At 63.5% G+C, this 25,585-nt stretch carries 26 protein-coding genes and 1 tRNA gene; 14 read left to right on the forward strand and 13 right to left on the reverse strand.

Going from position 1 to position 25,585, the window contains the following annotated elements:
• Window positions 1–30 precede the first annotated feature (30 nt).
• The 3 genes from B0E51_RS11695 to B0E51_RS11705 form a co-directional block, all read right to left on the reverse strand.
• On the reverse strand, window positions 31–1,596 hold the full coding sequence (locus tag B0E51_RS11695; RefSeq protein ID WP_077445090.1) for an N-acetylmuramoyl-L-alanine amidase: 1,566 nt from the start codon (window positions 1,594–1,596) through the stop codon (window positions 31–33).
• A gap of 178 nt (window positions 1,597–1,774) precedes the next feature.
• Entirely contained in the window at window positions 1,775–2,251 is a 477-nt protein-coding gene (gene tsaE / locus B0E51_RS11700) for a tRNA (adenosine(37)-N6)-threonylcarbamoyltransferase complex ATPase subunit type 1 TsaE (protein WP_143525904.1), read from the reverse strand.
• Entirely contained in the window at window positions 2,244–3,737 is a 1,494-nt protein-coding gene (locus tag B0E51_RS11705) for a bifunctional ADP-dependent NAD(P)H-hydrate dehydratase/NAD(P)H-hydrate epimerase (RefSeq protein ID WP_077445091.1), read from the reverse strand. Before B0E51_RS11705 ends, tsaE begins: the two co-directional genes overlap by 8 nt.
• Before the next feature lie 15 nt (window positions 3,738–3,752).
• On the opposite strand from B0E51_RS11705, the gene queG reads away from it, so the two are divergent.
• Window positions 3,753–4,850, forward strand: coding sequence for a tRNA epoxyqueuosine(34) reductase QueG (gene queG / locus B0E51_RS11710; RefSeq protein ID WP_077445092.1), 1,098 nt, complete (start codon window positions 3,753–3,755; stop codon window positions 4,848–4,850).
• Between the two features lie 49 nt (window positions 4,851–4,899).
• On the opposite strand, the gene panD is transcribed toward queG, so the two are convergent.
• The 5 genes from panD to pcnB all read right to left on the reverse strand — a co-directional run bounded on the left by panD (window position 4,900) and on the right by pcnB (window position 8,970).
• The gene (panD, locus tag B0E51_RS11715) at window positions 4,900–5,286 is read right to left on the reverse strand and encodes an aspartate 1-decarboxylase (RefSeq protein ID WP_077445093.1); all 387 of its coding nucleotides are present in this window, start codon (window positions 5,284–5,286) and stop codon (window positions 4,900–4,902) included.
• 100 nt (window positions 5,287–5,386) lie between these two features.
• Complete coding sequence (gene panC, locus B0E51_RS11720; protein WP_077445094.1) at window positions 5,387–6,232, reverse strand: pantoate--beta-alanine ligase; 846 nt, start codon at window positions 6,230–6,232, stop codon at window positions 5,387–5,389.
• 18 nt (window positions 6,233–6,250) lie between these two features.
• Window positions 6,251–7,081 (reverse strand): 3-methyl-2-oxobutanoate hydroxymethyltransferase, encoded by an 831-nt coding sequence (gene panB, locus B0E51_RS11725; protein ID WP_077445095.1) that lies wholly within the window; start codon window positions 7,079–7,081, stop codon window positions 6,251–6,253.
• 54 nt (window positions 7,082–7,135) lie between these two features.
• Window positions 7,136–7,615 carry a 2-amino-4-hydroxy-6-hydroxymethyldihydropteridine diphosphokinase gene (gene folK, locus B0E51_RS11730; RefSeq protein WP_077445096.1) on the reverse strand — a complete coding sequence of 160 codons (480 nt, stop codon included), beginning with the start codon at window positions 7,613–7,615 and terminating at the stop codon, window positions 7,136–7,138.
• Entirely contained in the window at window positions 7,612–8,970 is a 1,359-nt protein-coding gene (pcnB, locus tag B0E51_RS11735) for a polynucleotide adenylyltransferase PcnB (RefSeq protein WP_077445097.1), read from the reverse strand. The genes folK and pcnB overlap by 4 nt, the downstream gene beginning before the upstream one ends.
• 160 nt (window positions 8,971–9,130) lie before the next feature.
• Between pcnB and B0E51_RS11740 the strand changes: the two genes are divergently transcribed.
• Window positions 9,131–9,206: transfer RNA gene (locus B0E51_RS11740), tRNA-Glu, on the forward strand.
• 150 nt (window positions 9,207–9,356) lie between these two features.
• On the forward strand, window positions 9,357–9,680 hold the full coding sequence (gene fdxA, locus B0E51_RS11745) for a ferredoxin FdxA (RefSeq protein WP_077442435.1): 324 nt from the start codon (window positions 9,357–9,359) through the stop codon (window positions 9,678–9,680).
• A 65-nt stretch (window positions 9,681–9,745) separates the two neighbouring features.
• On the opposite strand, the gene B0E51_RS11750 is transcribed toward fdxA, so the two are convergent.
• Together B0E51_RS11750 and dapA are read right to left on the reverse strand one after the other, a co-directional pair.
• Complete coding sequence (locus B0E51_RS11750) at window positions 9,746–10,336, reverse strand: hypothetical protein (protein WP_077445098.1); 591 nt, start codon at window positions 10,334–10,336, stop codon at window positions 9,746–9,748.
• 34 nt (window positions 10,337–10,370) lie between these two features.
• On the reverse strand, window positions 10,371–11,267 hold the full coding sequence (gene dapA, locus B0E51_RS11755) for a 4-hydroxy-tetrahydrodipicolinate synthase (RefSeq protein ID WP_077445099.1): 897 nt from the start codon (window positions 11,265–11,267) through the stop codon (window positions 10,371–10,373).
• A gap of 104 nt (window positions 11,268–11,371) precedes the next feature.
• Here dapA and B0E51_RS11760 point away from each other — a divergent pair, with 104 nt between their 5' ends.
• The 7 genes from B0E51_RS11760 (at window position 11,372) to B0E51_RS11790 (ending at window position 17,473) form a co-directional block, all read left to right on the forward strand.
• Window positions 11,372–11,968 carry a glycine cleavage system protein R gene (locus tag B0E51_RS11760; protein ID WP_174570652.1) on the forward strand — a complete coding sequence of 199 codons (597 nt, stop codon included), beginning with the start codon at window positions 11,372–11,374 and terminating at the stop codon, window positions 11,966–11,968.
• Window positions 11,969–12,190: 222 nt separating this feature from the next.
• Complete coding sequence (locus tag B0E51_RS11765) at window positions 12,191–12,652, forward strand: peroxiredoxin (RefSeq protein ID WP_077445100.1); 462 nt, start codon at window positions 12,191–12,193, stop codon at window positions 12,650–12,652.
• Between the two features lie 133 nt (window positions 12,653–12,785).
• Complete coding sequence (locus B0E51_RS11770; RefSeq protein ID WP_077445101.1) at window positions 12,786–14,168, forward strand: PhoH family protein; 1,383 nt, start codon at window positions 12,786–12,788, stop codon at window positions 14,166–14,168.
• Between the two features lie 20 nt (window positions 14,169–14,188).
• Window positions 14,189–14,965 carry a bifunctional hydroxymethylpyrimidine kinase/phosphomethylpyrimidine kinase gene (thiD, locus tag B0E51_RS11775; protein ID WP_077445264.1) on the forward strand — a complete coding sequence of 259 codons (777 nt, stop codon included), beginning with the start codon at window positions 14,189–14,191 and terminating at the stop codon, window positions 14,963–14,965.
• Between the two features lie 96 nt (window positions 14,966–15,061).
• Window positions 15,062–16,018, forward strand: a complete 957-nt coding sequence (locus B0E51_RS11780) for an aspartyl/asparaginyl beta-hydroxylase domain-containing protein (RefSeq protein WP_077445102.1) — start codon at window positions 15,062–15,064, stop codon at window positions 16,016–16,018.
• A 58-nt stretch (window positions 16,019–16,076) separates the two neighbouring features.
• Window positions 16,077–16,979, forward strand: coding sequence for an RNA polymerase sigma factor SigJ (sigJ, locus tag B0E51_RS11785; protein ID WP_077445103.1), 903 nt, complete (start codon window positions 16,077–16,079; stop codon window positions 16,977–16,979).
• Window positions 16,980–17,017: 38 nt separating this feature from the next.
• Complete coding sequence (locus B0E51_RS11790) at window positions 17,018–17,473, forward strand: carboxymuconolactone decarboxylase family protein (protein WP_077445265.1); 456 nt, start codon at window positions 17,018–17,020, stop codon at window positions 17,471–17,473.
• Between the two features lie 65 nt (window positions 17,474–17,538).
• Here the strand turns inward: B0E51_RS11790 and B0E51_RS11795 are convergent, their stop codons facing one another.
• From B0E51_RS11795 to grxC, 3 genes are all read right to left on the reverse strand, one after another.
• Window positions 17,539–18,552, reverse strand: a complete 1,014-nt coding sequence (locus B0E51_RS11795) for an isocitrate dehydrogenase (RefSeq protein WP_077445104.1) — start codon at window positions 18,550–18,552, stop codon at window positions 17,539–17,541.
• 223 nt (window positions 18,553–18,775) lie between these two features.
• Window positions 18,776–19,156 carry a carboxymuconolactone decarboxylase family protein gene (locus B0E51_RS11800; RefSeq protein ID WP_077445105.1) on the reverse strand — a complete coding sequence of 127 codons (381 nt, stop codon included), beginning with the start codon at window positions 19,154–19,156 and terminating at the stop codon, window positions 18,776–18,778.
• A complete protein-coding gene (gene grxC, locus B0E51_RS11805) occupies window positions 19,153–19,416 on the reverse strand; it encodes a glutaredoxin 3 (RefSeq protein ID WP_077445106.1) in 264 nt (87 codons plus the stop codon). The genes B0E51_RS11800 and grxC overlap by 4 nt, the downstream gene beginning before the upstream one ends.
• Before the next feature lie 137 nt (window positions 19,417–19,553).
• Here grxC and B0E51_RS11810 point away from each other — a divergent pair, with 137 nt between their 5' ends.
• The 4 genes from B0E51_RS11810 to ppk1 all read left to right on the forward strand — a co-directional run bounded on the left by B0E51_RS11810 (window position 19,554) and on the right by ppk1 (window position 25,519).
• On the forward strand, window positions 19,554–21,257 hold the full coding sequence (locus B0E51_RS11810) for a M48 family metalloprotease (protein WP_077445107.1): 1,704 nt from the start codon (window positions 19,554–19,556) through the stop codon (window positions 21,255–21,257).
• An 82-nt stretch (window positions 21,258–21,339) separates the two neighbouring features.
• Entirely contained in the window at window positions 21,340–22,029 is a 690-nt protein-coding gene (gene phoB / locus B0E51_RS11815) for a phosphate regulon transcriptional regulator PhoB (protein WP_077445108.1), read from the forward strand.
• Between the two features lie 82 nt (window positions 22,030–22,111).
• Entirely contained in the window at window positions 22,112–23,380 is a 1,269-nt protein-coding gene (phoR, locus tag B0E51_RS11820) for a phosphate regulon sensor histidine kinase PhoR (protein WP_077445109.1), read from the forward strand.
• A 45-nt stretch (window positions 23,381–23,425) separates the two neighbouring features.
• Window positions 23,426–25,519 (forward strand): polyphosphate kinase 1, encoded by a 2,094-nt coding sequence (ppk1, locus tag B0E51_RS11825; protein WP_077445110.1) that lies wholly within the window; start codon window positions 23,426–23,428, stop codon window positions 25,517–25,519.
• The last annotated feature ends 66 nt before the right edge of the window (window positions 25,520–25,585 follow it).

A 25,585-nucleotide genomic window follows, 5' to 3' on the forward strand; every position in this document is an offset into this window, starting at 1 on the left:
ACGCCAAGCGCACTGCGCCAACGAACGCGATCAGCTCGCCGGAATGGTCAGCATGGTGCCGGCGTGCACGGTATCCGTACTCAGCTGGTTGGCATTCTTCAGCGCACCGACACTGATGCCGTATTGGCGAGCGATGCTGCGCAGGCTTTCACCGCGGCCGACCCGGTGCAGGTCGCGCACACCGGCATCCGCGGGGGACGAGGGATTGCTGGCCAGCGTGGTTCCGGTCGCCTTGGCTGGCGTGCCACTGTCGTCGTCGTTGCCTGACTTGCCTGACGCCAACTGGATACCGTTGCGGCGCGCCGCCTGTGCCGCAAACCAGGTGCCTGGCGGCGGCGTGGACTCGAAATAGTTCTTCACGCCATCCATCACCGCCCCGGCCAGTTGCTTCTGGTGCGCCGGGTCGCGCAGCTTGCGCTCTTCGTCCGGATTGCTGATGAATGCCGTCTCGACCAGGATCGACGGTACATCCGGCGAACGCAGCACCACGAAGTTGGCACGTTCGACATAGCCGCGATGGGTCGGACCAAGCTGGCCCAACGCCTTGAGCACATTGCCGGCGACCACCTCGCTGGCCTGCATCGCCCAGCCCTGCTGCAGATCCAGCAGCACCTTGGCCAGTCCATCATCCTTGTCGTCAAGCGTGGTGCCACCGATCAGGTCGGCACGGTTTTCACGATCAGCCAGCCAGCGCGCCGCTTCATTGGTCTTGCCGCGCGGCGACAGTACCCAAACGGACGAACCCCTGGCGTCATCGCTGGTGAAGGAATCCGCGTGGATCGCCACGAACAGATCGGCATTGTTCTCGCGGGCGATCTCATAGCGCCGTTTGAGGTCAATGAAATAATCACCGTCGCGCGTCAGCACGGCCTTCATGCCCGGCTGACTGTTGATCTGTGCCGCCAAGTCGCGCGCCACGGCAAGCGTGACGTTCTTTTCCAGCGTGCCATCGGGACCATGCGCGCCCTGGTCCTTGCCACCATGACCGGCGTCGATCGCCACGATCACCTGACGCTGGCCATTCAGCATGGCTGCCGCCTGCTCGGTGACCGCCCGGCTGCTGTGCGAGGAACTGCTGCGACGCCGGGGCTCGGCCAGCACCGAACTGGACGAATCTGTCTGCCCACCATCAGTGTCTGGTTCAGCAGCCTTTGCAGGCACCTCCGGCTTCACCATGACCACCGCTTTCGTGGGGTTGCCGTTGCCCGGATAAAGATCGAGCACCAGCCGATAGTCCGTGCCATTGACCGGTTTCAGTACAAAACTCTTCAGACTGCTACCCGCTGCGACCTTCGCGGTCAGCTGGAGCCGGTCACCGATTCGGGCATGGCTCAGGCCACGCAACAACCCCTGGGCAACGGGATCGGCAAAGCCCCGCGCTGCCTCACTGCCTGGCAGATCCACCACGATCTGGTCATTGGCCTGACTGATGGTGTATTGCAGGGAATCGGTGATATCGAGCACCACACGGGTGTAGTCCGGGCCCGCCCAGACACGGGCACCTTTCAGCTCGGCCGCCTGCGCCGCCGACAGCGACACACCCGCCAGAACTGCGACGACGGCCCATCCACCCAGTTTGTTCAGGTAACCCCTCATGCGCCGCATTGAAGCGCAGACATTCGCCGAATGCAAGGCCATTTTCCCTTGTATATCCATAACCTGCGCTGCATTTGTCAGGTTGTATCAAGTTATTGAACGCAAGCCACGCATTTCGAACGGATCCTTGATGGCCTTTTGTGCGAAGAATTTCCCAGACTGAACAACTACTTGGCGATTATTCCGGTAGCCGTTGGAGTAGTCGCTCTCCGCGGACGGTAAAGGCCTGCAGCAAGGCACAGCGGCCGCTTCCGAAATAATCGAGCTGCAACTCCAGATCGGCGAGTGGCAGCGCACCCGTGCCGCGTTCGGGCCACTCCACCAGCACCAGCGCACTCGGATCACCCAGTGCATCCAATCCCAGCCATTCCAGCTCGCCGGGATCAGCAATCCGGTACAGGTCCAGATGCCAGGCTGCCTGCTGCCGCACCGTGTAGCCCTCGATCAGGCTGTAGGTCGGACTCTTGATGCGCTCACCCACTCCCATCGCGGTCAGCAAGGCCCGCGCAAAACTGGTCTTGCCAGCGCCGAGCGGACCATGCAGGTAAAGCACCAGGCCATCATCCAGCTCTGCTGCCAAGTGCGTGGCCAATGCGGTGGTGGCGGCCTCATCGGGCAGCGTCCAGCGCCGTTCGAGATCGAAACGGTCAGTCATGCAGATGCCCTGACAAGTTATTGCCGAGTGTACGCAACGGTGCCAGCAAGTCGCTGGCCAGCAATCCGCGTTCGCCCTGCTGCGCAGCCAGATCGCCGGCGCGCGCGTGCAGACCCACGCCGAGGCAGGCTGCCTGCCATGCCGTGCAGCCCTGCGCCAGCAACGCCGCGATGACACCGGTGAGCAGATCGCCCATGCCGCCCGAAGCCATCCCCGGATTGCCCCACGGACAGACGTCCAGACGTCCATCCGGATCAGCGATCAGACTGCCCGAACCTTTCAATACAACCGTGGCCGAATAACAGCGTGCCAGTTCGCGCACCGCCGAAAAGCGATCCCGTTCGACATCTGCCGTCGACACACCCAGCAGACGGCCTGCCTCACCGGGGTGCGGGGTCAGCACCGTCGGCACGGTGAACGTGCATGGTCTTTGCGCCAGCAGGTTCAGGCCATCGGCATCGAGCACCAGCGGCTTGTTTGCACCCAGTGTGGCCTGCCACAACGCATGCGCCCAGGTGTGCTGCCCCAATCCAGGCCCGAGTGCGAGTACGTTGGCTCGCTCCAGCAACGGCGCCAGGGCCTGCGTTTCATCGACGGCATGCACCATCAATTCCGGACGCGTGGCATTCAGCGCCAGCACGTGGTCGGCGCGGGTCGCCACACTGACCAGTCCAGCGCCAGCACGCAGCGCGGCCTCGCCGGCAAGGCGCACGGCACCCGCCATGCCGTGATCGCCGCCAATCACCAGTACATGGCCGTTGGAACCCTTGTTGGCATACCGTTCACGCGACGGCATCGCTTCGGCGACCAGCAATTGCGCATCGGGTTGAACACCAGCGTAGATGCTCTCAGGCACGCCAAGACCGGCCAGCTCCAGTACACCGACATGATCGGCAGCACGCCCGCTATGCAGGCCGCGTTTGTTGGCGATGAACGTCAGCGTGACATCCGCGCGAACCGCAGCACCCAGGCAATGACCACTGTCCGCATTCAATCCGCTGGGCACATCCAGTGCGAGCAACGGCTTGCCACTGGCATGCATGCTGTCGATCAAGCGCGCCACGGATGGCTCGAGAGCACGGTTGAAGCCAATCCCATATAGCGCGTCGACCAGCACCTCCACCACTGGCAGCCTCGATTCGGCATTCCACAGATGCACCTGGCCGCCAGCGGTTTCCCATTCATTGCGCGCCATGGCGGCGGCGCCATGGGATGCCGTGCCAATCGCCACGATCTCCACCTGCAGTCCCGCTTCGCGCGCCAGCACGCCCAGCAGGAAACCGTCGCCACCGTTGTTGCCAGGACCGCAGCAGATGCCGAGATGGCGAACCTGCGGCCAGTGCCGGCGCAGAATGAGCAGCGCCGCGCTGGCAGCCCGGCGCATCAGCTCATGGCTGGAGATACCCATGGCCGCGAGCGCAGCGCCTTCCATCTCACGCACCTGTTCGATGGTATAGAGCGCGCGGTTGTGCGAATGGGCTGGCATGCGCGAATTATAGGCATGACACACCTCTACAATAGACGGATGCCCATGGCTGATCTCCGCACCATTCCCGACTACGTCGCACTGGCCGGCGACATCAAGCGCTGGGCCGTCGAGCTCGGCTTTGCCGAAGCCGGCATCAGCGGCACCGATCTGGGCGAGGACGAGGAGCATCTGAAGCGCTGGCTCGACCAGGGCCATCACGGCGAGATGGAGTACATGGCCCGGCATGGCACCCGGCGCAGCCGTCCGGCCGAGCTGGAGCCGGGCACGCAACGCGTCATTTCGGTGCGCATGGACTACATCCCGCCAGGTACCGCGAACGCCTGGGGCGTGCTGGAAGATGGCGAGGCCGGCTACGTGTCGCGTTATGCGCTTGGCCGCGACTATCACAAGTTGATGCGCAACCGGCTGCAGAAGCTGGCCGAGCGCATCCACGCCGTGGTCGGCGACTTCGGCTATCGCGCCTATGTGGATTCCGCGCCGGTGCTGGAGAAGGCGCTGGCACGCAACGCGGGGCTCGGTTGGATCGGCAAGCACACTGTGCTGATCAATCGCCGCGCCGGTTCGTATTTCTTTCTCGGCGAGCTGTTCACCGATCTGCCTTTGCCGGTCGACGAGCCAGCCAGCGCGCACTGCGGCAGCTGCACCCGCTGCATCGAAATCTGCCCGACCCAGGCCATCCTGGGTCCTTACCGGCTGGATGCAAAACGCTGCATTTCCTATCTCACCATCGAACTCAAGGGCAGCATTCCGGAGGATCTGCGCGCGCCCATGGGCAACCGCATCTTCGGCTGCGACGACTGTCAGTTGATCTGCCCGTGGAACAAGTTCGCGCAAGACACCACCGAGCCTGACTTCGCCCCACGGCACAGCCTCGATGGCGCGAAACTGGTCGAGCTGTTCGCGTGGAGCGAGCAGGAATTCCTCAGCCGTACGGAAGGCATGGCGATCCGCCGCACCGGTTACGAAGGCTGGCTACGCAATATCGCGGTGGCACTGGGCAACGCGCCATCATCCGCCGAGGTGACTGGCGCGTTGCAGTCCCGTCAGGGAGATGCCTCCGACGTGGTGCGCGAACATGTGCAGTGGGCGCTGGACAGACATCGAAGCTGATGCGACCGCGCCGGATCGGGCGCAACGACGACGGCTCGGCGGAAGCGGATCAGGCGGTCGCCATCTGCTTGGGAATCGAGCGGTTGGTGTGCGAGATGCGATTGTCGGCATCCGCGTAGACCAGCGTCGGCTGGAACTGTTCCAGCTCCGCTTCCGACAGCTGCGCAAACGCAGCGATAATGATCAGATCGCCCGGCTTCGCGCGATGCGCGGCACTGCCGTTGACCGAGATGATGCCGGAGCCTTCTTCGGCACGCAGCGCATAGGTGACGAAGCGCTTGCCGTTGTTGATGTTCCAGGCGTGGATCTGCTCGTACTCGCGGATACCCGAGGCATCCAGCAGCAAGCCGTCGATCGCGATCGAGCCTTCGTAGTGCAGCTCGGCATGGGTCACCGTCGCGCGGTGGATCTTGGCCTTGAGCATGTTCAGGTGCATGACGTTCTTTCCAGCAGGGACAGCCCGCAGAGTTGGCAATTATCGAACCGATGACGTTGCACCGCAACATCATCGATGCCGATACCAATATGCGGCTGCCTCAATCGAACAGCAAGTTGTCGATCAGCCGGGTATTGCCCAGGCGTGCCGCGATCAGGGCGATCAGGCCGTCGCGCTGGCCTTCGGCCGGCTCGGCCAGGTCCTCGGCACGGCGAATTACCGCGTAATCGGGTACGAAACCGGCACGCATCAGGCGTGCCGCGGCAACCTGTTCAAGCGCACGCCAGGCATGGCCCTTGCCGAGCAATTCACGCATTTTCAGCAAGGTATCGTGGATCAGCGGCGCGCGCAGGCGTTCCTCGGCAGACAGATACTGGTTGCGCGAACTCAGCGCCAGGCCATCGTCGGCACGCAAGGTCGCTGCAGCCATCACCTTCACCGGCAACGCAAGGTCACGCACCATCCGTTCGATCACCTTCAGCTGCTGGAAGTCCTTCTGACCGAACACCGCCAGGTCTGGTTGCACCAGGTTGAACAGCTTGCACACCACGGTGGCCACACCATCGAAATGCCCAGGCCGGTGCGCACCTTCCAGTGTCTCGGTGATCTGCGGCACGCGCAGGCTGACACTGTATTCCGCACCAAACGGATAAATCGTCGCCACATCCGGCGCGAACAGCAGGTCGCAATCCTGCTCGGTCAATGCCGTCTGATCCTGCAGCAAGGTGCGTGGATAGCGCTCGAAATCCTCGTTCGGACCGAACTGGGTGGGATTGACGAACACGCTGGCGACCACCCGGTCGGTGCGTGCCCGCGCCAGCTTGATCAGCGACTGGTGGCCTGCATGCAGGTTGCCCATGGTCGGCACGAAACCCACCGTCTGGCCCTTGGAACGCCAGCCGCGAATCGCGGCGCGCAGGGCGGGTGCATCCTGGACGGTCTGCATGGTGCGTTGACTCGCTGATCAGTTGAAACAATGTTCAGGGGCCGGAAACGCACCGCTGCGTACGTCCTCGGCATAGGCAGCGATAGCCGCCGCCACCGAATCGCGCCCAACCAGAAAATCCTTGCTGAACTTCGGTCGCTTGCCCGGCGTGATGCCGAGCATGTCATGGATCACCAGCACCTGCCCGTCGCAATGCGGACCGGCGCCAATGCCGATGACCGGAATATCCACCGCCGCGGTCACCCGCTCGCCAAGACTGGTCGGCACGCCTTCGAGCACCAGCAGATCCGCGCCGGCCGCCTGCACTGCCCGCGCCTCGGCCAGTACATGATCGGCGGCGGCCTGTTCGCGGCCCTGGATACGGAAGCCACCGAACTTGTGCACCGACTGCGGCGTCAGCCCCAGATGCGCGCAGACCGGAATCGCGCGTGCGGTCAGCGCGGCAATCGCCTCAAGGATATGCGGTGCCGCACCTTCGATCTTCACCATCGCCGCACCGGCTTCGCCGACCAGCCGTGCCCCGGCTTCCAGCGCGTGGGCGACATCGCGATCGGCCATGAACGGCATGTCCGCGACCAGCAGGGTCGACGACAGCCCACGGGCCACCGCGGCGGTGTGATAGACCATGTGATCGAGCGTCACCGGCAACGTGCTGGCATGACCCTGCACCACCATGCCGAGCGAATCGCCCACCAGCGCGATGTCGACTCCAGCTGCCTCAAGCTGCCAGGCAAAACTGGCGTCATAGGCGGTGAGCATGACAATGCGCCGCCCCTGCGCCTTCATCGCACGCAGACCGGGCACGGTCACCGGCTTGCGTTCGGGAGTACTGGCGTTTTGCACGTACACGATGATTCCTGGGTGATGGCGGATGCCGATTATCCGGCGTGCCGCGAGAAACGCTCAAGGCAATCTTTCACAACCGGCCAGATCGAGCCGCGCCAGCTGTTCCGCCACCGTAACGCCCCCGGACAGCAGCAGCGCAGGTTCGATGTCATGCAGTGGCAGCAACACGAACGCACGTTCGGCCATGCGTGGATGCGGCAGGGTCAGTCGGGCATCGTCAAGTTGCACGCCATCGACATGCAGCAGATCCAGATCCAGCGTGCGCGGCCCGTTGCGTTCGGCACGCACACGACCGGCATGCTGCTCGATCTCCAGCAACGCATCGAGCAACGCATGCGGCGACAACGCAGTATCCACCTTCACCGCGGCATTGACGAACGATGGTTGCTCCAGCAATCCCCAGGGCGGCGTGCTGTACAACGACGAACATTGCAGCAGGCGCGTATCCGGCAGGCTCGCCAGTGCAGTCATCGCATCCAGCAACTGCTGCTGCGGATCACCCAGATTGCTGCCCAGCGCGATATAGGCCAGCGTCACGCGGAACCCGGTTTTTCGCCGGAGCGCCGGCGCCGCCGGCGCGGACGTGACGCCTTGCTGACCACCGGGACAGGCATGCTGTCACTGGCACTGCTGCCGCCACCTGCCGGCAACGCCGCCGACAGTACGTCCGGCGGCAACTGCTGCGCATGCGCCCACCACTGGCCCAGTTCGCGCATAGCCGGCGATTCATCCGCACGCAGCAACAGAAAGTCGAATGCCGCACGAAAGCGCGGGTGCGTCATCAGGCGGAACACACGCTTGCGCTGCACCTGCTCGAAGCGCGGCTGCAACGACCAGATCTCTTCCATCGTGAAGGTGAACCGGCGTGGGATCGCCACCCGCTGGCACTGTTCGCCGACCACCTGCGCAGCTGCGCGTGCCCAGGCTTCATTGCTGTCCTGACCACGTGCGATCGCCTGATGTGCCACATCGCGCACTTCGCCCCACAGCAATACCGCAAACAGGAACGCCGGCGTGACCGACTTGCCTTCGGCCACCCGGCTGTCGGTATTGGCCAGCCCGTGCTCGACGAGCGAGCGCAACGCCTCGTCACCACGCTTGAGCGCCCGCGCAGTCACCGGAAACAGGGACTTCAGCAGACCACACTGTTCCAGCATGCGGAAACTCTTCAGTCCGTTGCCGCTGAGGAACATCTTCAGCGATTCGTCGAACAGTCGCGCCGGCGCGGCCTCGGCCAGCAACGGCCCGAGACTCTCGAACGGCGCCATGGCAGCCGTGTCGATGCGCATGTCGAGCTTGGCCGCCAGTCGCGCAGCGCGCAGCATGCGCACCGGATCCTCGCGATAGCGGATGACCGGATCACCGATCAGCCGCAACACGCGATCATCCAGATCCTGCATGCCGCCGACGTAGTCACGCACCGAGAAATCGCTGATGTCGTAATACAGCGCGTTGGCGCGGAAATCGCGGCGTATCGCGTCCTCCTCGATCGTGCCCCAGATGTTGTCGCGCACGATGCGGCCATCGACGATGTGGCGATCACCTTCGCCGCCTTCTTCGCCGAGCCCCCGGAACGTCGCCACCTCGATGATCTCCGGACCGAACACCACATGGGCCAGGCGGAAGCGACGACCAATCAGGCGGCAGTTGCGGAACAGCCGTTTCACGTCGTCCGGCGTCGCGTCGGTAGCGACATCGAAATCCTTCGGCTGCAAGCCCAGCAGCAGGTCCCGCACGGCACCACCGACCAGATAGGCGGCATAGCCGGCCTCGTTCAGGCGATACAGCACTCGCAAGGCCGCCTTGCTGATGTTCTTGCGGGAAATGGAGTGCTGATCGCGCGGAATGATCCGCAGCGCTGGCTTGGTGTCAGTCCCTGATTCGAGGTTCAAGCAGTCAGAATCCTTGTGCGGTGAGTACGCTCTGGTGTTCAACGAATCGCACCGCCGATACCGCGCACGAGCAGAGCGTATGCGCATGGTGCCGGCTGATACGCGTCAAGCATTGCCGGACGAAACAATTCCGTTATACTAGCGCGCCTCGCAGGATAACGCTCCCTTCGTCTAGTGGCCCAGGACACTGCCCTCTCAAGGCGGGAACACGAGTTCGAGTCTCGTAGGGAGCACCACTACCTGTGCAATCATCCATGATTGCCGTTGCCTGGAAGAGTCTCTACAACCTGCGGCTCTTGGCCACTGGCTGGATTAGAAGCGGCCATCCATGGCCGCACTCTTCACAAGAGCCTTCCGACCGCCACCCATACAGTTGAATTGCCTCCATGACTTTCGTCGTCATCGACAACTGCATCAAGTGCAAATACACCGATTGCGTTGAGGTCTGCCCGGTCGATGCCTTCCATGAAGGCCCCAATTTCCTCGTGATCGATCCGGACGAGTGCATCGACTGCACCTTGTGCGAGCCGGAGTGCCCGATCAACGCGATCTATCCGGAAGACGATGTCCCCGCCGGCCAGGAAGCCTTCGTGGCGCTCAACGCCGAGCTGGCCAAGGACTGGCCGGTGATTACCGAGCGCAAGGACAGCCCGGCCGACGCCAAGGACTGGGAAGGCAAGCCGGACAAGCTCAAGTTGCTGCAGCGCTGAATCTCCACCATCCATAAACGGAAACGCCGCCCTCGAGGCGGCGTTTCCGTTTATGTTGCTGGCGATCAGCCGCCCAGATGCGACTTCAACGTGTCGATCACCTTGGCTACTGCGCCGACATTGCCCTGCGCACGGATTTCGCTGGCGTTCGTGCCGCTGCCGCCGATGCTTACCTGCACCTGGTATGAGGAGCCCGACGTACCACTGGAATCGCTCTTGTCGTGACTGAACATGCGGTGGAAAAAGCCTTTCTTCTTCGGCTGCTGTGCAATCGAGCTCGGAACGCTAAGGGTGTAACCATGGGCAGTATCGTCATGACTGACCACCTGACCCAGGCTGCCGCCCTGCAACACATCCCCCACTTTGCGGTACGTGTTGTCGACGCTGTCGGCCACCACGAAACCGTCGGTGATCTGGCCGCCGGCTTCATTGACGCGTGCAACTGCGCCGTTTGAGGTCGGCTGGTTCGCGCCAGGTGCCGGGATCACCAAGGCATCGCTGGTCGAAGGCCGATCCAGGGTGGGCGGGATCTCCAGCGGCGACTCCTGCTGGGCGGTGTCCCACGCCTTGTGCGTGCGGAACATGCCGCAGCCAGAAAGCAGCAGGCCGCTGAGGGCCACAGCCGACAAGGCCACGAGGAGGGAGGTTTTCTTCATGTAATGGGATTCCGTGAGTAAGTCAGGCAACCGTTCAACCGGCCGCAGTCGCCAAGGATGCCAGACTGGACAGCGCTTGGTGCAATCGGGCGCGATCCGGACCGTCGTTCAGTTCAACCAGGGGCAATCTCGGCAACGCCAATCCCAGCCCCAGCAATGGCAGACCAGCCTTGACCGCGATCGGGTTCGGCGCACAGTTGAGCGCCTGTACCAGTGGCTCAAGTGTCGCATGACACCGCGCCGTGGCGGCAGGGTCGCCACCCACGGCTGCATCGCACAAGGCTCGAAAAGCCTGCGGTACCAGATTGGCCACCACCGAGATCGTACCAGCCGCGCCCGCCAGCATGGCTTCGCCGGCACTCCCGTCGTCACCGGACAGATAGACGAAATCCGCGCGAACAAGTTCCGCCAGCGCCGAAATCCGTTCGCGATCACCGCGCGCTTCCTTGATGCCGACGATCGCCGGGTGCTCGCGCAGCCGGGCGACGGTCTCCGGCAGCAGGTCGCAACCGGTGCGGCTGGGCACGTTGTAAAGCAGGACCGGCAAGCCACCGTGCTCGGCCACTTCGAGGAAATGCAGGCGCAGGCCTTCCTGGGTCGGGCGCACGTAATAAGGTGTCACTACCAGCGCCGCATCGGCCCCCAGCACTCTGGCACGACGGGTCAAGGCAACGGTCTTGGCAGTACCCGCTTCGCCGGTACCGGCGATCACGGGTACGCGTCCGGCTACGCGCTCGACCGCAAACGCCAGCAGCCGGTCGAACTCGTCATGTTCCAGCATGTGTGCTTCGCCGGTGGAGCCGGCTACCACCAGCGCCTGCGTGCCGCCAGCAAGCTGATGGTCGAGCAACCGGCCAAACGCCGGCAGGTCGAGGGCACCGTCGGCCGCGAACGGGGTCACCAGCGCGCAGATGCTTCCGCGAATGTTCAAGACTCGATTCCGCTCCAGATCAAGCCGTACATGTTACTTGCCGCCTCGCAAGACGGGCAAGTAAGCCCGATCGGAGTAATCTCGGCGTTTCCGCATCATGCGGCATGCCGCCACAGGTAGAACCTTTGAAACCCACTTCCGTCCCTTCTGCCCCGACTGCGCGCGCAGGCAATGACAACCAGCTGCTGATCCAGGCGCTCACACCAGCAAGCAAATCGCCGCTGCTGGCACTGGCCAAGCGCATCGCCGACGCCGGCTGCAACCTGTCCGAGTCACGCGTGTCGACGATCGGTACGGAAATCTCGCTGATGCTGCTGGCCAGCGGCGCATGGGATGCGCTGGCCAAGCTGGAAACTGCCCTGACCAAGCTGGCCCGTGACGAAAGCCTGCGACTGGTGCACTACCGCACCGGCCCGCGCGAGAACAGCTCGCACCTGCTGCCATACCTGGTGGAAGTGGTGGCGGCCGACCGGCCCGGCATCGTGGCGCGTATCGTGGAATTCTTCACCCAGCACGGTATCAGTGTGGAGCAGCTCAATTCCACCCGCTATCAGGCGATGCAGACCGGGGCGGAGATGTTCCAGGCCCAGTTCACCATCGGCATCCCGGCGGAGATCCACATTGCCGCGTTGCGCGACGATTTCCTCGAGCTGTGCGACGGCCTGAATCTCGACGCCATCATGGATCCGGTGAAGTTCTGAGGATCGCGCGATCCGGGGCATCTGACAAGGACTGTTATCGGCGGGTACGCACGCGCTAGTCTTGCTCCCGGGACTACCGAGGAACCTTGCATTGCCGTCAGTGTGCCGATCCAATCCGATCGCTTTCTGCGCACCGCCCGCAGTGTTCATCGTCAGCCGGTTCCCATACCTCCCACTTCACATGCATGCGCAGCCGCTCTGCACGGCCGCGCAGGAGTAGTCATGCCCGAAATCGGCAAAAGGGTCCCCACACTCAACGGTGTCACCGGCGATGGCAGCGAGTTGAAGCTGGCCAGCCTGAAGGGACAATGGGTCGTGGTGTATTTCTATCCCAAGGACAGCACGCCAGGCTGTACCAATGAGGCGAAGGATTTTCGCGACCTTTATCCGAAATTCCACGAGCGCCATGCGCAAGTCATCGGCGTGTCACGCGATTCCGTAAAATCGCACGCTAGTTTTGCCGCGAAGCAGGAGCTGCCGTTCCCGCTGGTTTCCGATTCCGAAGAGACATGGTGCCAAGCATTCGATGTGATCCACGAAAAGGTGCTGTACGGAAAACGTCATCTGGGCATCGTGCGCAGCACCTTCCTGATCGACCCACTGGGGAAACTGGTCCACGAATGGCGCGGAGTGAAAGTGCCAGGCCACGCCCAAGACGTGCTCGACACCATCCCTGCCCAGTGACCGCCAAGCCATTCATGGCCTTCACCCGCATGGCGTGCCGGCAATCGGCCGGCGCTTCATGCCGTCATCACGCTCCCGCGATGCGTCGTGCATCGCGGCTCTTTCATCTCCCCACCAGCGAGGACACTTCCGCATGACCGGAAGCAAGCGCATCTACGCTCTCGACACCAACGTCCTGCTGCATGACCCGACCTCGCTGTTCCGCTTCGAGGAACACGACGTCTTCATCCCGATGACCGTGCTGGAGGAGCTGGACGAAAAAAAGAAAGGCGCTTCGGAAGTCTCGCGCAACGGCCGCCAGGTCAGCCGATTCCTCAACGAGCTGATCGAGCTGGGCAAGCAGCACGACCTGGGCGAAGGGCTGGAACTGAGCAACCCGCAGGGCATCAAGCTCAAGCGTGGCGGTTCGGTCGGCCGGCTTTACTTCCAGCACCGCACCAGCAGCAATGGCCACACCAAGGCCGACAACCAGATCCTGTCGGCGGTGATCGAACTGCGTGACCAGAATCCCGATCGCGCAGTGATCCTGGTCACCAAGGACATCAACCTGCGGATCAAGGCGAGCATCAACGGCATCGTCGCCGAGGATTACGAGAACGATCGTGCGCTCGATGATTTCTCCCTGCTCTACACCGGTTCGGCCGAACTGACCGAGGACTTCTGGGACCGTCATCCGGAAGTGCAGTCATGGACAGAGCGTGGGCGCACGTTCTACAAGGTGAATCGTCACGAGGAGGAAAACTGGCATCCCAACGAATGCCTGTTCCTGCCCGGCGAAAACAGCGTCGAGTTGCGCGTGCTGCATATCGACGACACCAGCGCCACGCTGGTGCTGCTGGACGACCATTCACACGCCAACCATCACGTCTGGGGCATCGGTGCACGCAACCGCGAGCAGAACTTCGCGCTCAACGCACTGATGGATCCGGACGTCGATTTCGTCACCCTGCTCGGCAACGCCGGCACCGGCAAGACCCTGCTGGCGCTGGCGGCCGGCCTGGCGCAGGTGATGGACCAGCAGCGTTACCGCGAGATCATCATGACTCGCGCCACCGTTTCGGTGGGCGAGGACATCGGCTTCCTGCCCGGCACCGAGGAGGAGAAGATGACGCCGTGGATGGGTGCATTGACCGATAACCTCGAAGTACTCGCGAACCCCGAGGATGGTGGCAGCTGGGGCCGCCAGGCCACCAACGACCTGCTCGCCTCGCGCATCAAGATCCGTTCGCTCAACTTCATGCGAGGGCGCACCTTCCTGTCGCGCTATCTGATCATCGACGAGGCGCAGAACCTCACCCCGAAGCAGATGAAGACCCTGATCACCCGTGCCGGCCCCGGCACCAAGATCGTCTGCCTCGGCAATGTCGAACAGATCGACACGCCCTACCTCACCGAAACCACCTCCGGCCTCACCTATGCGGTGGACCGCTTCAAGCAGTGGGAGCATTCGGCGCATATCACGCTGCGCCGCGGTGAACGCTCGCGACTGGCGGACTTTGCGGCGGAGTCGCTCTAAGTTCACCTCCGATGCAACGCATGCACCCACCGATCGCCCTCACCATCGCCGGCTCCGATTCCGGCGGTGGTGCGGGCATCCAGGCTGACCTGAAAACCTTCCACGCGCGAGGTGTGCACGGACTTTCCGTGATCACCGCCATCACCTCGCAAAACACCCGTGGCGTCAGCGCGGTGCACGCGGTACCGCTCACGCACATCCGCAGCCAACTCGCCGCGCTGTTCGATGACTTTCCGATCGCCGCGGTGAAGACCGGGATGCTCGGCAACGCCGCGATCACCCGGTTGGTGGCGCGCGAGATGGCTGCGCGCAAGCCGGCATGGCTGGTGGTCGATCCGGTGATGATCGCCACCAGTGGCGCACGCCTGCTGGACGAAGATGCAGTCGAAGCGTTGACCGAGGAACTGATCCCGCTGGCCGACCTGCTCACCCCGAACCTGCCCGAGGCCGAGGCATTGCTTGGCCATCCGATCAGAACCGCCGCGCAGTTCGACGCAGCAGGCGAGGCATTGCTGATGCTCGGTGCCGGCGCCGTGCTGCTCAAGGGTGGCCACGCCCAAGGCGATGAAGTGGTCGATCGCTACTACGATGCCCGCAGCGTGCTGGAACTGCGTCACCCACGATTGCCGCTGGAAGGTCATGGCACCGGCTGCACGCTGGCATCGGCGATTGCCGCCGAACTCGCCTGCGGGCGCTCGCCGCGTTCAGCCGTGCGCCGAGCAGTCGCCTACGTGCATCGCGCGCTGCAACGCGGCTACCGGCCTGGCGGCGGGGCCGCACATGTGCTGCAACACTGAATGACCTCCGCCGTGCAGCATCTGTCGCGAGTGAACGCCATGTGCGAGCGAGTAGAATGATCTCTTGACTGCTCCGCCATGGTTTTACTTGTCGACATGATCCTTGCCCCCCGTCTCGTCCTGCTGGCCCTGTTCGCCTTCTTTGCGCTATGCGTGCTGCTGGTGCATCTGCGCGGACGCGTGCGGCTGCGTTTCGATCGCCAGCTGGTCGACCACTCGGCAGTCTTCGCGCCATACAACCTGCTGATGTATGCGTTCTCAGCCGTGCCGGCGCGACCGATCCTGGACCGCCAGGGCTTCCCGCAACTGGATCTGTTGCAGGCGAACTGGCGAGCCATCCGCGACGAGGCGACGCACCTGTTCGACGAGGGTTATATACGCGCTGCCGCGAAGAGCAACGATGCCAGTTTCAACAGTTTCTTCAAGCAGGGCTGGAAGCGTTTCTACCTGAAATGGTACGGCGAACCGCTGGCCTCGGCCGAGGCGCTGTGTCCACAGACGGTGGCCTTGCTGAAGTCGATACCCAGCGTGAAGGCCGCGATGTTCGCGCTGCTGCCGCCAGGCAGCAAGCTCAATCCGCACCGCGATCCGTTTGCCGGTTCGCTGCGTTACCACCTTGGCCTGATCACACCGAACTCGCGGGACTGCCGCATCTTCGTCGATGGTGAGGAACATGCCTGGGGCGACGGCAAGGACGTGGTGTTCGACGAAACCTATGTGCACTGGGCCGAGAACAAGACCGAACAGACCCGGGTGATCCTGTTCGCCGACGTCGAGCGGCCGCTGCGCACGCGCTGGATGAATGCGATCAACCATCGGGTCGGCGCGTTCATGGGCAAGATCACTGCTTCACCGAACACCGAGGGCGAAACGGAGAAAACCGGTTTCGTGAACCGGCTGTTTGCGCTCAGCCAGCGCAAGCGCGGCACCGGCCATGCATTCAAGGTGGCCTTCAAGAGCCGCTACAAGAAGCTGTACAAGGCCTGCAAGTACCTCGGGATATTGCTGCTGATCTGGCTGATCTTCCTGGCACCATGGCCATTGTTCCGCTGAGCAGTCACATCGCGTGATCCTGGTGCGTCCTTGATGCATCAAGCCGACGGAGAACGCCATGGATCCGCATACCGCCCTGTTCCAGCAGCACCGCTCGCGCCTGTTCGGGCTGGCGTACCGCATGCTCGGTACACCGGCCGATGCCGAAGACGTGCTGCACGACGCGTGGCTGCGCTGGCACACACAGGATGCCGACGCGCTGGACGATGCCGAGGCGTGGCTGGTCACCGTGACCACCCGGCTGTCACTGGATCGCCTGCGCCGCGCCAAGACCGAACGGGCGCACTATCCGGGCCCCTGGCTGCCGGAACCGCTGATCGCGGAGTCCGAGCAGCCCGAAGCACAACTGGAGCGCGCCGAGAGCCTGACCTTGACCTTCCTGCTATTGCTGGAACGTCTGAGCCCCGAGGAGCGCGCCGCCTTCCTGCTGCGTGAAGTGTTCGATTACAGCCATGCCGAGACGGCTGCGATGCTGTGCATCGGTGAGGACGCCTGCCGCCAGCGCGTGCATCGGGCGAAGCAGCGGCTGCGCGAGGATCGCCCGCGCCAAGCGATGCCGAACATCGACACCCAGCGGCGTCTGCTCGAACGCTTCATGCAGGCGCTGCAGCAGCCCGACATGTCCACGTTGCGCGCATTGTTTGCCGAAGATGCCATGAGCATCGCCGACGGCGGTGGCCTGGCACGGGCCACCCTGCACCCGCTGCACGGTGCCGAGCGGCTGGCTCGGCTGTACATGCAGATTGCGCTGCAGCAGCAGCGCCACGGCGTACGCCACGAGATCCGCCAGCTCAATGGCGCACCGGCCCTGTTCGGCTGGTATGGCGACACGCTGGTCACGGCCAGCTGGATCGACGACGACGGCGAGCGCATCACCGCGATTCACTCGCTGCGCCACCCCGGCAAGCTCGCCCGGCTGGCGACTGTCACGAAATCGGCGGCATCCACGTCCTTGCATTGAACGGCCACTGCCGGCCGCACACTGCGAAGGAGAACCCCATGCCCCGCTTCAATGTCATCAAGCGCCCCAACGCCACCAAGCCGCTATTCGCCCTGGCCGAATACGTCAAGAACTGCGGCATCGAGCAAAGCCTGATCGAACTGGTTCTGATGCGCGCATCGCAGATCAACGGCTGCGCCTATTGCCTGGACATGCACAGCAAGGACGCCCGCGCCGCCGGTGAGACCGAGCAACGCCTGTACCTGCTGCAGGCTTGGCGCGAGGCGCCTTTCTACAGTGCACGCGAACGCGCCGCATTGGCTTGGTGCGAAGCTGTGACACGGCTCGACCCGATCCACGGCGTGCCAGACGAAGTCTACGAAGAAGCCCGCACCCAGTTCAGCGAGGAGCAGCTGATCGACCTCAACATGGCGGTGATCCTGATCAACAGCTGGAACCGCATCGCCATCCCATCGCGAGCCGACGTGAACAGCTACAAACCGGCAGCGCACTGAATCCACACCATGAAAAAGCCGCGGCGTATCGCGCCGCGGCTTTTTCGTATCAAGGCTGTTGAAACTCAGCCCTTGATACGCTTCACAATGGCATCGGCGAAACTGTCGGTGCTGCCGTTGCCACCGATATCCGGCGTCACGCTGGCCCGGTCGTCGGTCATGGTGGCGCGGATCGCCTGGCGCAGCTGGTCGCCCTTGGCAACCATGTCCAGATAGTCGAGCATGTCGGCAGCCGCCAGCAGCAACGCGCACGGATTGGCGATGCCTTTGCCGGCGATGTCCGGCGCCGAACCGTGTACCGCCTCGAAGATCGCCGCGGTGGTACCGATATTGTCGCCCGGTGCCAGACCCAGGCCACCAACGAGACCGGCGCACAGGTCGGACAGGATGTCGCCAAACAGGTTGGTGGTGACGATCACGTCGAACTGTTCGGGCTTCATCACCAGCTGCATGCAGGTGTTGTCCACGATCATCTCGTTGAACTCGATCTGCGGATATTCCTTGGCAACCTCGCGAGCCACATTGAGGAACAGCCCCGAACTGGTCTTCAGGATATTCGCCTTGTGCACCGCGGTGATCTTCTTGCGACCTTTCTTCACCGCCAGCTCGAACGCGTAGCGCACGATGCGGGTGCTGCCTTTGCGGGTATTGCGCGCGACCGACTCGGCGATCTCGCCGTCGGCGGACAGCGTCTGCCCCTCGGAGCGGTACGCACCCTCGGTGTTCTCGCGCACCGTGATGATGTCGATGTTCTCGTAGCGCGACTTGGTGCCCGGGAAGCTGACCGCCGGGCGCACATTCGCGTACAGGTCGAAATGCCGGCGCAGAGTCACGTTGATCGAGGTGAAGCCGTCGCCGATCGGCGTGGTCAGCGGGCCTTTCAGCGCCACCTTGTGTTCGGCGATCTTGTCCAGCGTCGCCTGCGGCAGCAGCTCGCCGTGCTTTTCCAGCGCGACCATGCCGGCGTCGACAAACTCGTAGCTGAGGCCGCAATCCAGCGCGTCGAGCACGCGCAGCGTGGCCGACATGATCTCCGGGCCGATGCCATCGCCGGGGATCACGGCAATTGTCTTGCTCATGGGGGAACTCCTGATAGCGGAAACTGACGAGCAGCACGTGCGGAGAGGTAGTGCCAAATGAAAACAGGCACGTGCTGAAACCGGTCAATTATCCCTGATAGCGCCCTACGCGAACAGGGCGAAGGCTTCGCAAGGCATTGCAAATACTCGCACGCAGCATTGCGAAAAGCCGCAGACGATCATGCCCTGGCGCGATCGTCCGGTTATCCGCCAAGGTGTTGGTTCAGGCGTGATCGGTGCAGGCGGCCGCATCGTTGCCGCTGCCCGACTCGAGCTGGTCGAGCAGATCCACGGCACGGCGCAGGTGCGGGATCACGATCGAGCCGCCCACTACCAGACCCACGCTGAATACCTCGAAGAACGCATCGCGCTCGACGCCGGCTTCCTTGCACTGGGCTACGTGATAGCTGATGCAGTCGTCGCAACGCAGTACCAGCGAGGCGACCAGGCCGAGCATCTCCTTGGTCTTCACATCGAGCGCACCAGCCTTGTAGGTCTGCGTATCCAGCGCGAAGAAGCGCCGCACGACCTGATTGTCCTCGGCCAGGATGCGCTCGTTCATGCGCTGGCGAAACGCGGTGAATTCGGCAAGCTTGTCGCTCATGCGCCCTGCTCCAGCAACTGCGTCAACTTGCCGCTGCGGTCGGCCGCCACCAGCTCGTCATACCCACCCACGAACTGGTCGTTGATGAAGATCTGCGGCACGGTGCGGTGCCCACCACTGCGTGCCAGCATGGCATCGCGCTGGACCGGGTCGGTATCGACGCGCACTTCGCTCCATTCCAGCCCCTTGGACTTGAGCAAGTTCTTGGCGGCCACGCAGTATGGGCATACGGCGGTGGAATAGACCTCGATCTTCGACATCACGACACTCCGGAACAACTGAAAAGGACCGCCTGAAAATGGGGTGCGCGGGCCAGCTACTCAAGCCGCGGCAGCCCCTTATTCAGGCACTGAACCAGCGCCGCCGTTGGCGGTCACAGTGCTATTGTCGCCTACCGATGACCATGACACCAAGACGACTGACTCCACGCCTGCTGACAGTCCTGATCAGCGCCGGGCTGGCCTGTAGCGCGGGCGCTCAGCAGGACGTGCGCCTGCCGGATCTGGGCAGTTCGGCGAATGCGCTGATCTCGCCACAAGAAGCGCAGGATTACGGCGACTCCATGCTGCGCCAGATGCGCGCGCTGGACATGGTGGTGGACGACCCGCTGCTGGACGATTACATCAACGACCTGGGTTACCGGCTGGTCGCCAACTGCGACAAGCCGAAGGACCACTTTGCGTTCTTCATCGCGAAAGATCCCGAGATCAATGCATTCGCCGCACCCGGTGGTTACATCGGAGTGAATTCCGGGCTGGTCCTGATTACCCAGGACGAGAGCGAGCTGGCCGGCGTGATCGCCCACGAGATCGGCCATATCACGCAAAACCATCTGCAACGCGCATTCGAGGATTCCAAGAAGGATGCGCCGTTGATGGCGCTGGTCCTGCTGGGCGCGATCGCCGCTGGTGCCGGCAGCCGCGGAGGCGATGCACCGATGGCCGTGCTGGCCGGCGGCCAGGGCCTGATTGCGCAGAAATCGATCAATTTCACCCGCAAGGACGAGATCGAAGCCGACCGCGTCGGCATCCAGACGCTGGCCAATGCCGGTTTCGATCCGAACGCAATGGCCGGCTTCTTTCAGCGCATGGAGGACGTGATGAGCGCCGACGCAGGCGGCATCGACGTGCCGGCGCTGCTGCAGGACCATCCGGTCACCAGCGCGCGCATCAGCGACGCCAAGGCACGCGCTGGCGCCCTGATCGCCGCCCAGAAGCTGCGCCCGTCCGGCAGCACCATGGATCGCAACCAATGGGCCAGGAACACGGCCCCGATCCCGTTCGTCAAGGATCCAAGCATCCTGAACCAGCCACTGGTATCGGCCAACCGCAAGGACACCTGGGCGTTGATGCGCGAACGCGTGCGCGTGCTGGCTGGCGACGCCCCCAAGCTGGCCATCTACTACGCATCCGGCCTGCAGAAACAGCATGGCTTCGACACCACAGCGAATCATTACGGTTACGCACTGGCCCTCATCCGCAGCGGTCGTGGCACCGCGGCGATCGATCAGCTGCAGCCCTTGCTGAAGTCATACCCGGACAGCCTGATCCTGCAGCTGGCATTGGCTGATGCCCGCCTTCAGGCCGGCCAGCGTGCCGCGGCGCTGGTCAGCTACAGCAGCCTGAATGCACAGTCGCCGCGCAACCGCGCCGTGGCACTGGCCTATGCCGAGGCCCTCACCCACAGCGGCGACACTGCCCAGGCCAGCCAGGCGGCGGACCTGTTGCGGCCCCTGCTGGACAATGCCAGCGAACCGGAGATCTACAGCGCCTATGCCCGCGCCAGTGAAAAGGCCGGCGACAGCATCCGCGCCGGAGAAGCTTTTGCCGACGCCAGCTACTACTCCGGCCGTCCGTTCGACGCGATGGAACAGCTCAAGCGTCTTCTCAAACGCACCGATCTCGACTACTACGCGCGGGTACGTATCCAGGCACGCATCGCCGAGCTGACCCCGTTGGTACTGGAACTGCACAAGCGCAGGATCAAGACCGACGACAGCCCCGACGGCCAGCAACAGTGGCAATCGCAGGACCACTGCACTGCCAGGCTGTGTTTAGGCCTGGGTGCCGGGCCTGCCGGCACCGGCCTGCCACCCTCGTGACGCCCTCCCGGCATGGATGTCATCGACACGTAACATTGATCAGCTGCAATATGTTCGTCATAAGCCAACGGCAGACCACGGCGTGCACAAACGCATCCTGATCGTAGAAGACGAAGTCTCGATACGCGAAATGATCGCCTTCGCCCTGCGCAAGGCCGGCATGGACGCGATGCAGGCGGCTGACGCCCGTGCCGCCCAGCTGGCGATTGCCGAGCAGGTACCCGACCTGATCCTGCTCGACTGGATGCTGCCCGGCACCAGCGGACTGGACCTGGCCCGGCGCCTGCGCAAGGAAGAGCTCAGCCGCGAAATCCCGATCATCATGCTCACCGCGCGTGGTGAGGAGATGGATCGTGTCAACGGCCTGGAGGCCGGTGTCGACGATTACGTGGTGAAACCCTTCTCCACCCGCGAACTGATCGCACGGATCAAGGCCGTGCTGCGACGCAGCCAGGGCGATGATGGTTCCGGCATGGTCGAACTGGGCAAACTGCGCATCGACGGACCGGCGCATCGGGTATTTGCAGGCGATGAAGCCGTGCCGATCGGCCCGACCGAATACCGCCTGCTGTATTTCTTCATGACCCACCCGGAACGCGTGTATTCGCGCACCCAGCTGCTCGACCACGTCTGGGGCGGCAGCGTCTATGTGGAAGAGCGCACGGTCGATGTGCATATCCGTCGTCTGCGCAAGACGCTGGAACCTTGGAAGTTGGAAGACATGGTGCAGACCGTGCGCGGCACCGGCTACCGCTTTTCGCTGAGTGCCTGATCCGCTCGACAGGCTTGCGATGGGCCCGGCTTTTGCCGATGCTGGGCTCCCGCCGTCCTGAGCCCACCGGCACTCCGTCCGCATGGCCCAACCTGCAGCACTCTCCTGGAAATTGCCTGCCTCTCTCGTGGCAGGCTTGTTCGTGGGCGCATTGCTGGGCTGGCTGGTACACGGACATCTTGCCAGCGGGGTCGCGATTGTCGCCGTGGCGGAAGTCGTCTTGCTGCTGACCCGAATCCGTCATCAAGTGCAGCCCATGATGGCGGTACCGGCTTCCGCCAGCCCTCTCCAGCATGACCGTTTCATGACGCGTTCCCGCCGTATTGCCTCCAGTCTGCGCGACTTGCGCAACGCCGCCAGCCAGTTGCCGGACGCCGTCGTGCTGCTCGATCAGAACCAGCAGGTGCGCTGGTTCAATCATGCCGCCGAGAATCTGCTGGGTCTGAGCCGGCCGAAGGATCGTGGCGTACTTCTGCAGCAGCGGCTGGCCACCTCGGACCTGTCCGACTGGTTGCGTGACGGCACCCTGGAGCCGCTCAATGACGTGTCTGCGCCGGGTCAGCCGGAGAGCCACCTCAACGTCAGCATGCTCCCGTTCGGCCGTCGCCAGCAGTTGTTGCTGGCCCGTGACATCAGCCATCTGACCAGACTTGAGCAGGTACGGCGTGATTTCGTCGCCAATGTCTCGCATGAGCTGCGCACGCCGCTGACCGTTATCCACGGCTATCTCGAATTGATCGATCCGGAAGATGTTCCCGAACTGGCGCCGGTGCTGAGCGAGATGCGCGCGCAGTCGAAGCGGATGGGCCAGATCGTCGAGGATCTGCTGGCGCTTTCCCGGCTGGAAACGCAGCACCAGATCGTGGACGAACGGGTGCAGATGGCTCCGCTGCTGGCCACCGTACGCAAGGAAGCCGAGGCGCTCAGCCAGGGCCGCCACAAGATCACGCTCGAATCCAGCGCGGAGGCGGATCTGCTCGGCTCGCCGAAGGATCTGCACAGCGCGCTGTCGAACCTGGTCAGCAACGCGGTGCGCTATACACCGACCGGCGGCAGCATCACCATCCGCTGGCAGCGCACATCCGACGGCGCCGCGTACTCGGTGAACGATACCGGTTTCGGAATTTCCGCCACGCATCTGGCCCGCCTCACCGAACGCTTCTACCGGGTCTCCTCCAGCCGCTCACGCGACAGCGGCGGTACCGGGCTTGGTTTATCGATCGTCAAGCACGTGATGAACCTGCACCAGGCACAGCTGCGGATCGAAAGCACGCCCGGTGCGGGATCCACCTTCACCTGCCACTTCAACCAGGCACGCCTGCTGACACCAGGTGGCAACGAGGAAGGTTGAGGGCCGCAGCGTTTCCTTGGCCGGCGCCTTGGGCCAGAATGAAGCATGCATCAACCATCCCCTGCCTCACCCAGCGAACCCGACCTGACTGCGCCCGGCCTGTACCTCAGCCGCGAACTGGCCGCACTGGAGTTCAATTTCCGCGTACTGGCCATGGCGCGCGATCCAGCCGTACCGCTGCTGGAACGGCTGCGCTACCTGAGCATCGTGGCAAACAACCTCGATGAATTCTTCGAAGTACGCGTGGCGATGCTCAAGCATCACCACGCCTTCGGCTCGGCGGCACCGGGACCGGATGGCCTGTCGTCCCTCGAGCTGCTGGCGCGCATCCGTACCCGTGCGCTGGACCTGGTCAGCGACCAGTACGCAACCTGGCAGGAGCAGCTTCGACCACAGCTGGACGCTGAGCAGATCCACATCCTCACCCGCAAGCAATGGAATCCGCGCCAGCGCCGCTGGCTGCAGGGCTATTTCGAGCATGAGGTGCTGCCGGTACTGTCGCCGCTGGGGTTGGACCCGGCGCATCCGTTTCCGCGCATCCTCAACAAGACGCTCAACATCGCCGTGGTGCTGAAGGGTCGCGATGCGTTCGGTCACGAAGGCCACATGGCATTGGTGCGGGCACCACGCTCGCTGCCGCGGATCATCCGCGTACCGGCCGAGGTCAGTGGGCCGGGCGAGCATTTCGTGTTCCTTGCCGAATTGCTGCAGGCCTTTGTCGACCTGATGTTTCCGGGCTTCAAGGTGGTCGGCTCGTATCAGTTCCGGGTCACCCGCAACAGCGAACTGATCGTCGAGGAGGCCGAGGTGCAGAACCTGGCCCTGGCACTCAGCGAGGAACTGGTCGGCCGCGGCTACGCGCGACCGGTGCGGCTGGAGATCGCCAACGATTGCCCGCAGGCGATCACCACGATGCTGATCCAGAACTTCCAGCTGGAAGAGACCGACGTGTATCGCTGCGACGGCCCGGTCAACATCATCCGCGCAGGATTGATCTACGACTGGCTGGACCGGCCGGAACTGAAGTTTCCGCGCTTCAACTCGCAGCTGCCGGCACCGCTCGAGAGCAGCCGCAACAAGTTCGAACTGATCGGCCAGCGCGACGTGCTGCTGCACCATCCATACCAGAGCTTTGCCGCGGTGATCGACCTGCTGCGCCAGGCCACCGCCGACCCGCAGGTGCTGGCGATCAAGCAGACGCTGTATCGCGCCGGCGAAGACACGCCGCTGGTCGATCTGCTGGTGGAGGCCGCACGCAACGGCAAGGACGTCACCGTCGTGATCGAGTTGCGCGCACGTTTCGACGAGGAGGCCAACATCCGCCTGGCAACCCGGCTGCAGGAAGCCGGCGTGCAGGTGGTGTATGGCGTGGTCGGCTTCAAGACTCACGCCAAGATGATGCTGATCGTGCGACGCGAAGGTGAGCTGCTGCGGCGTTACGTGCACCTGTCGACCGGCAACTACCACCAGATCAACAGCCGCACCTATACCGACATCGGCCTGATGACCGCCAACGCGGAAATCGGCGAGGACCTGCACAAGGTGTTCCAGCAGTTGTCCGGGTTGGGGCCGATGATCAAGCTGAAACGCCTGCTGCATTCACCATTCACGCTCTACACCAGCGTGATGACGAAGATCGAGCGCGAGACTGCGCATGCACAAGCCGGTCGGCCGGCACGCATCGTCGCCAAGCTCAACGCACTGAACGAGTCGCACGTGATCGAGGCGCTCTATCGCGCCTCGCAGGCAGGCGTGGAAATCGACCTGATCGTACGCGGCGCCTGCACCCTGCGACCCGGGCTACCGGGCATTTCCGAGCGTATCCGTGTGCGTTCGATTGTCGGCCGTTTCCTCGAACACAGCCGGGTGTACTGGTTCGCCAATGACGGCGATGCCGAGCTGTACTGCGCCAGCGCCGACTGGATGGAGCGCAACCTGATGCGACGGATCGAGGTGGCCTTCCCGATCCTCGATCCCGAACTCGCGGCACGGGTGTTCGAGGAAACCCTCGCCAACGGGCTGGCCGACAACACTCAGGCGTGGCTGCTCGACAGCAACGGCCGCTACACGCGTGCACAACCCGGCGGCAACCCACCGTACAGCGCGCAGCTGGGTCTGCTCGAAAGGTTCTGCAAGTGACCCGGTCCATGCTGATACGGCCTTTTATCCATTTCATGCGTATGTGCGGGAATCCGCGCCTCGCGA

The organism is Rhodanobacter sp. C05 (genome assembly GCF_002001165.1).
Lineage (GTDB): Bacteria > Pseudomonadota > Gammaproteobacteria > Xanthomonadales > Rhodanobacteraceae > Rhodanobacter.

Bases quoted from the DNA above. Each gene is read 5' to 3' on its own strand.
- B0E51_RS11695 (WP_077445090.1), bottom strand. From the start codon at position 1,596: ATGAGGGGTTACCTGAACAAACTGGGTGGATGGGCCGTCGTCGCAGTT.
- tsaE (WP_143525904.1), bottom strand. From the start codon at position 2,251: ATGACTGACCGTTTCGATCTCGAACGGCGCTGGACGCTGCCCGATGAG.
- B0E51_RS11705 (WP_077445091.1), bottom strand. From the start codon at position 3,737: ATGCCAGCCCATTCGCACAACCGCGCGCTCTATACCATCGAACAGGTG.
- queG (WP_077445092.1), top strand. From the start codon at position 3,753: ATGACACACCTCTACAATAGACGGATGCCCATGGCTGATCTCCGCACC.
- panD (WP_077445093.1), bottom strand. From the start codon at position 5,286: ATGCACCTGAACATGCTCAAGGCCAAGATCCACCGCGCGACGGTGACC.
- panC (WP_077445094.1), bottom strand. From the start codon at position 6,232: ATGCAGACCGTCCAGGATGCACCCGCCCTGCGCGCCGCGATTCGCGGC.
- fdxA (WP_077442435.1), top strand. From the start codon at position 9,357: ATGACTTTCGTCGTCATCGACAACTGCATCAAGTGCAAATACACCGAT.
- B0E51_RS11750 (WP_077445098.1), bottom strand. From the start codon at position 10,336: ATGAAGAAAACCTCCCTCCTCGTGGCCTTGTCGGCTGTGGCCCTCAGC.
- B0E51_RS11760 (WP_174570652.1), top strand. From the start codon at position 11,372: ATGCCGCCACAGGTAGAACCTTTGAAACCCACTTCCGTCCCTTCTGCC.
- B0E51_RS11765 (WP_077445100.1), top strand. From the start codon at position 12,191: ATGCCCGAAATCGGCAAAAGGGTCCCCACACTCAACGGTGTCACCGGC.
- B0E51_RS11770 (WP_077445101.1), top strand. From the start codon at position 12,786: ATGACCGGAAGCAAGCGCATCTACGCTCTCGACACCAACGTCCTGCTG.
- thiD (WP_077445264.1), top strand. From the start codon at position 14,189: ATGCACCCACCGATCGCCCTCACCATCGCCGGCTCCGATTCCGGCGGT.
- B0E51_RS11780 (WP_077445102.1), top strand. From the start codon at position 15,062: ATGATCCTTGCCCCCCGTCTCGTCCTGCTGGCCCTGTTCGCCTTCTTT.
- sigJ (WP_077445103.1), top strand. From the start codon at position 16,077: ATGGATCCGCATACCGCCCTGTTCCAGCAGCACCGCTCGCGCCTGTTC.
- B0E51_RS11790 (WP_077445265.1), top strand. From the start codon at position 17,018: ATGCCCCGCTTCAATGTCATCAAGCGCCCCAACGCCACCAAGCCGCTA.
- B0E51_RS11795 (WP_077445104.1), bottom strand. From the start codon at position 18,552: ATGAGCAAGACAATTGCCGTGATCCCCGGCGATGGCATCGGCCCGGAG.
- B0E51_RS11800 (WP_077445105.1), bottom strand. From the start codon at position 19,156: ATGAGCGACAAGCTTGCCGAATTCACCGCGTTTCGCCAGCGCATGAAC.
- grxC (WP_077445106.1), bottom strand. From the start codon at position 19,416: ATGTCGAAGATCGAGGTCTATTCCACCGCCGTATGCCCATACTGCGTG.
- B0E51_RS11810 (WP_077445107.1), top strand. From the start codon at position 19,554: ATGACCATGACACCAAGACGACTGACTCCACGCCTGCTGACAGTCCTG.
- phoR (WP_077445109.1), top strand. From the start codon at position 22,112: ATGGCCCAACCTGCAGCACTCTCCTGGAAATTGCCTGCCTCTCTCGTG.
- ppk1 (WP_077445110.1), top strand. From the start codon at position 23,426: ATGCATCAACCATCCCCTGCCTCACCCAGCGAACCCGACCTGACTGCG.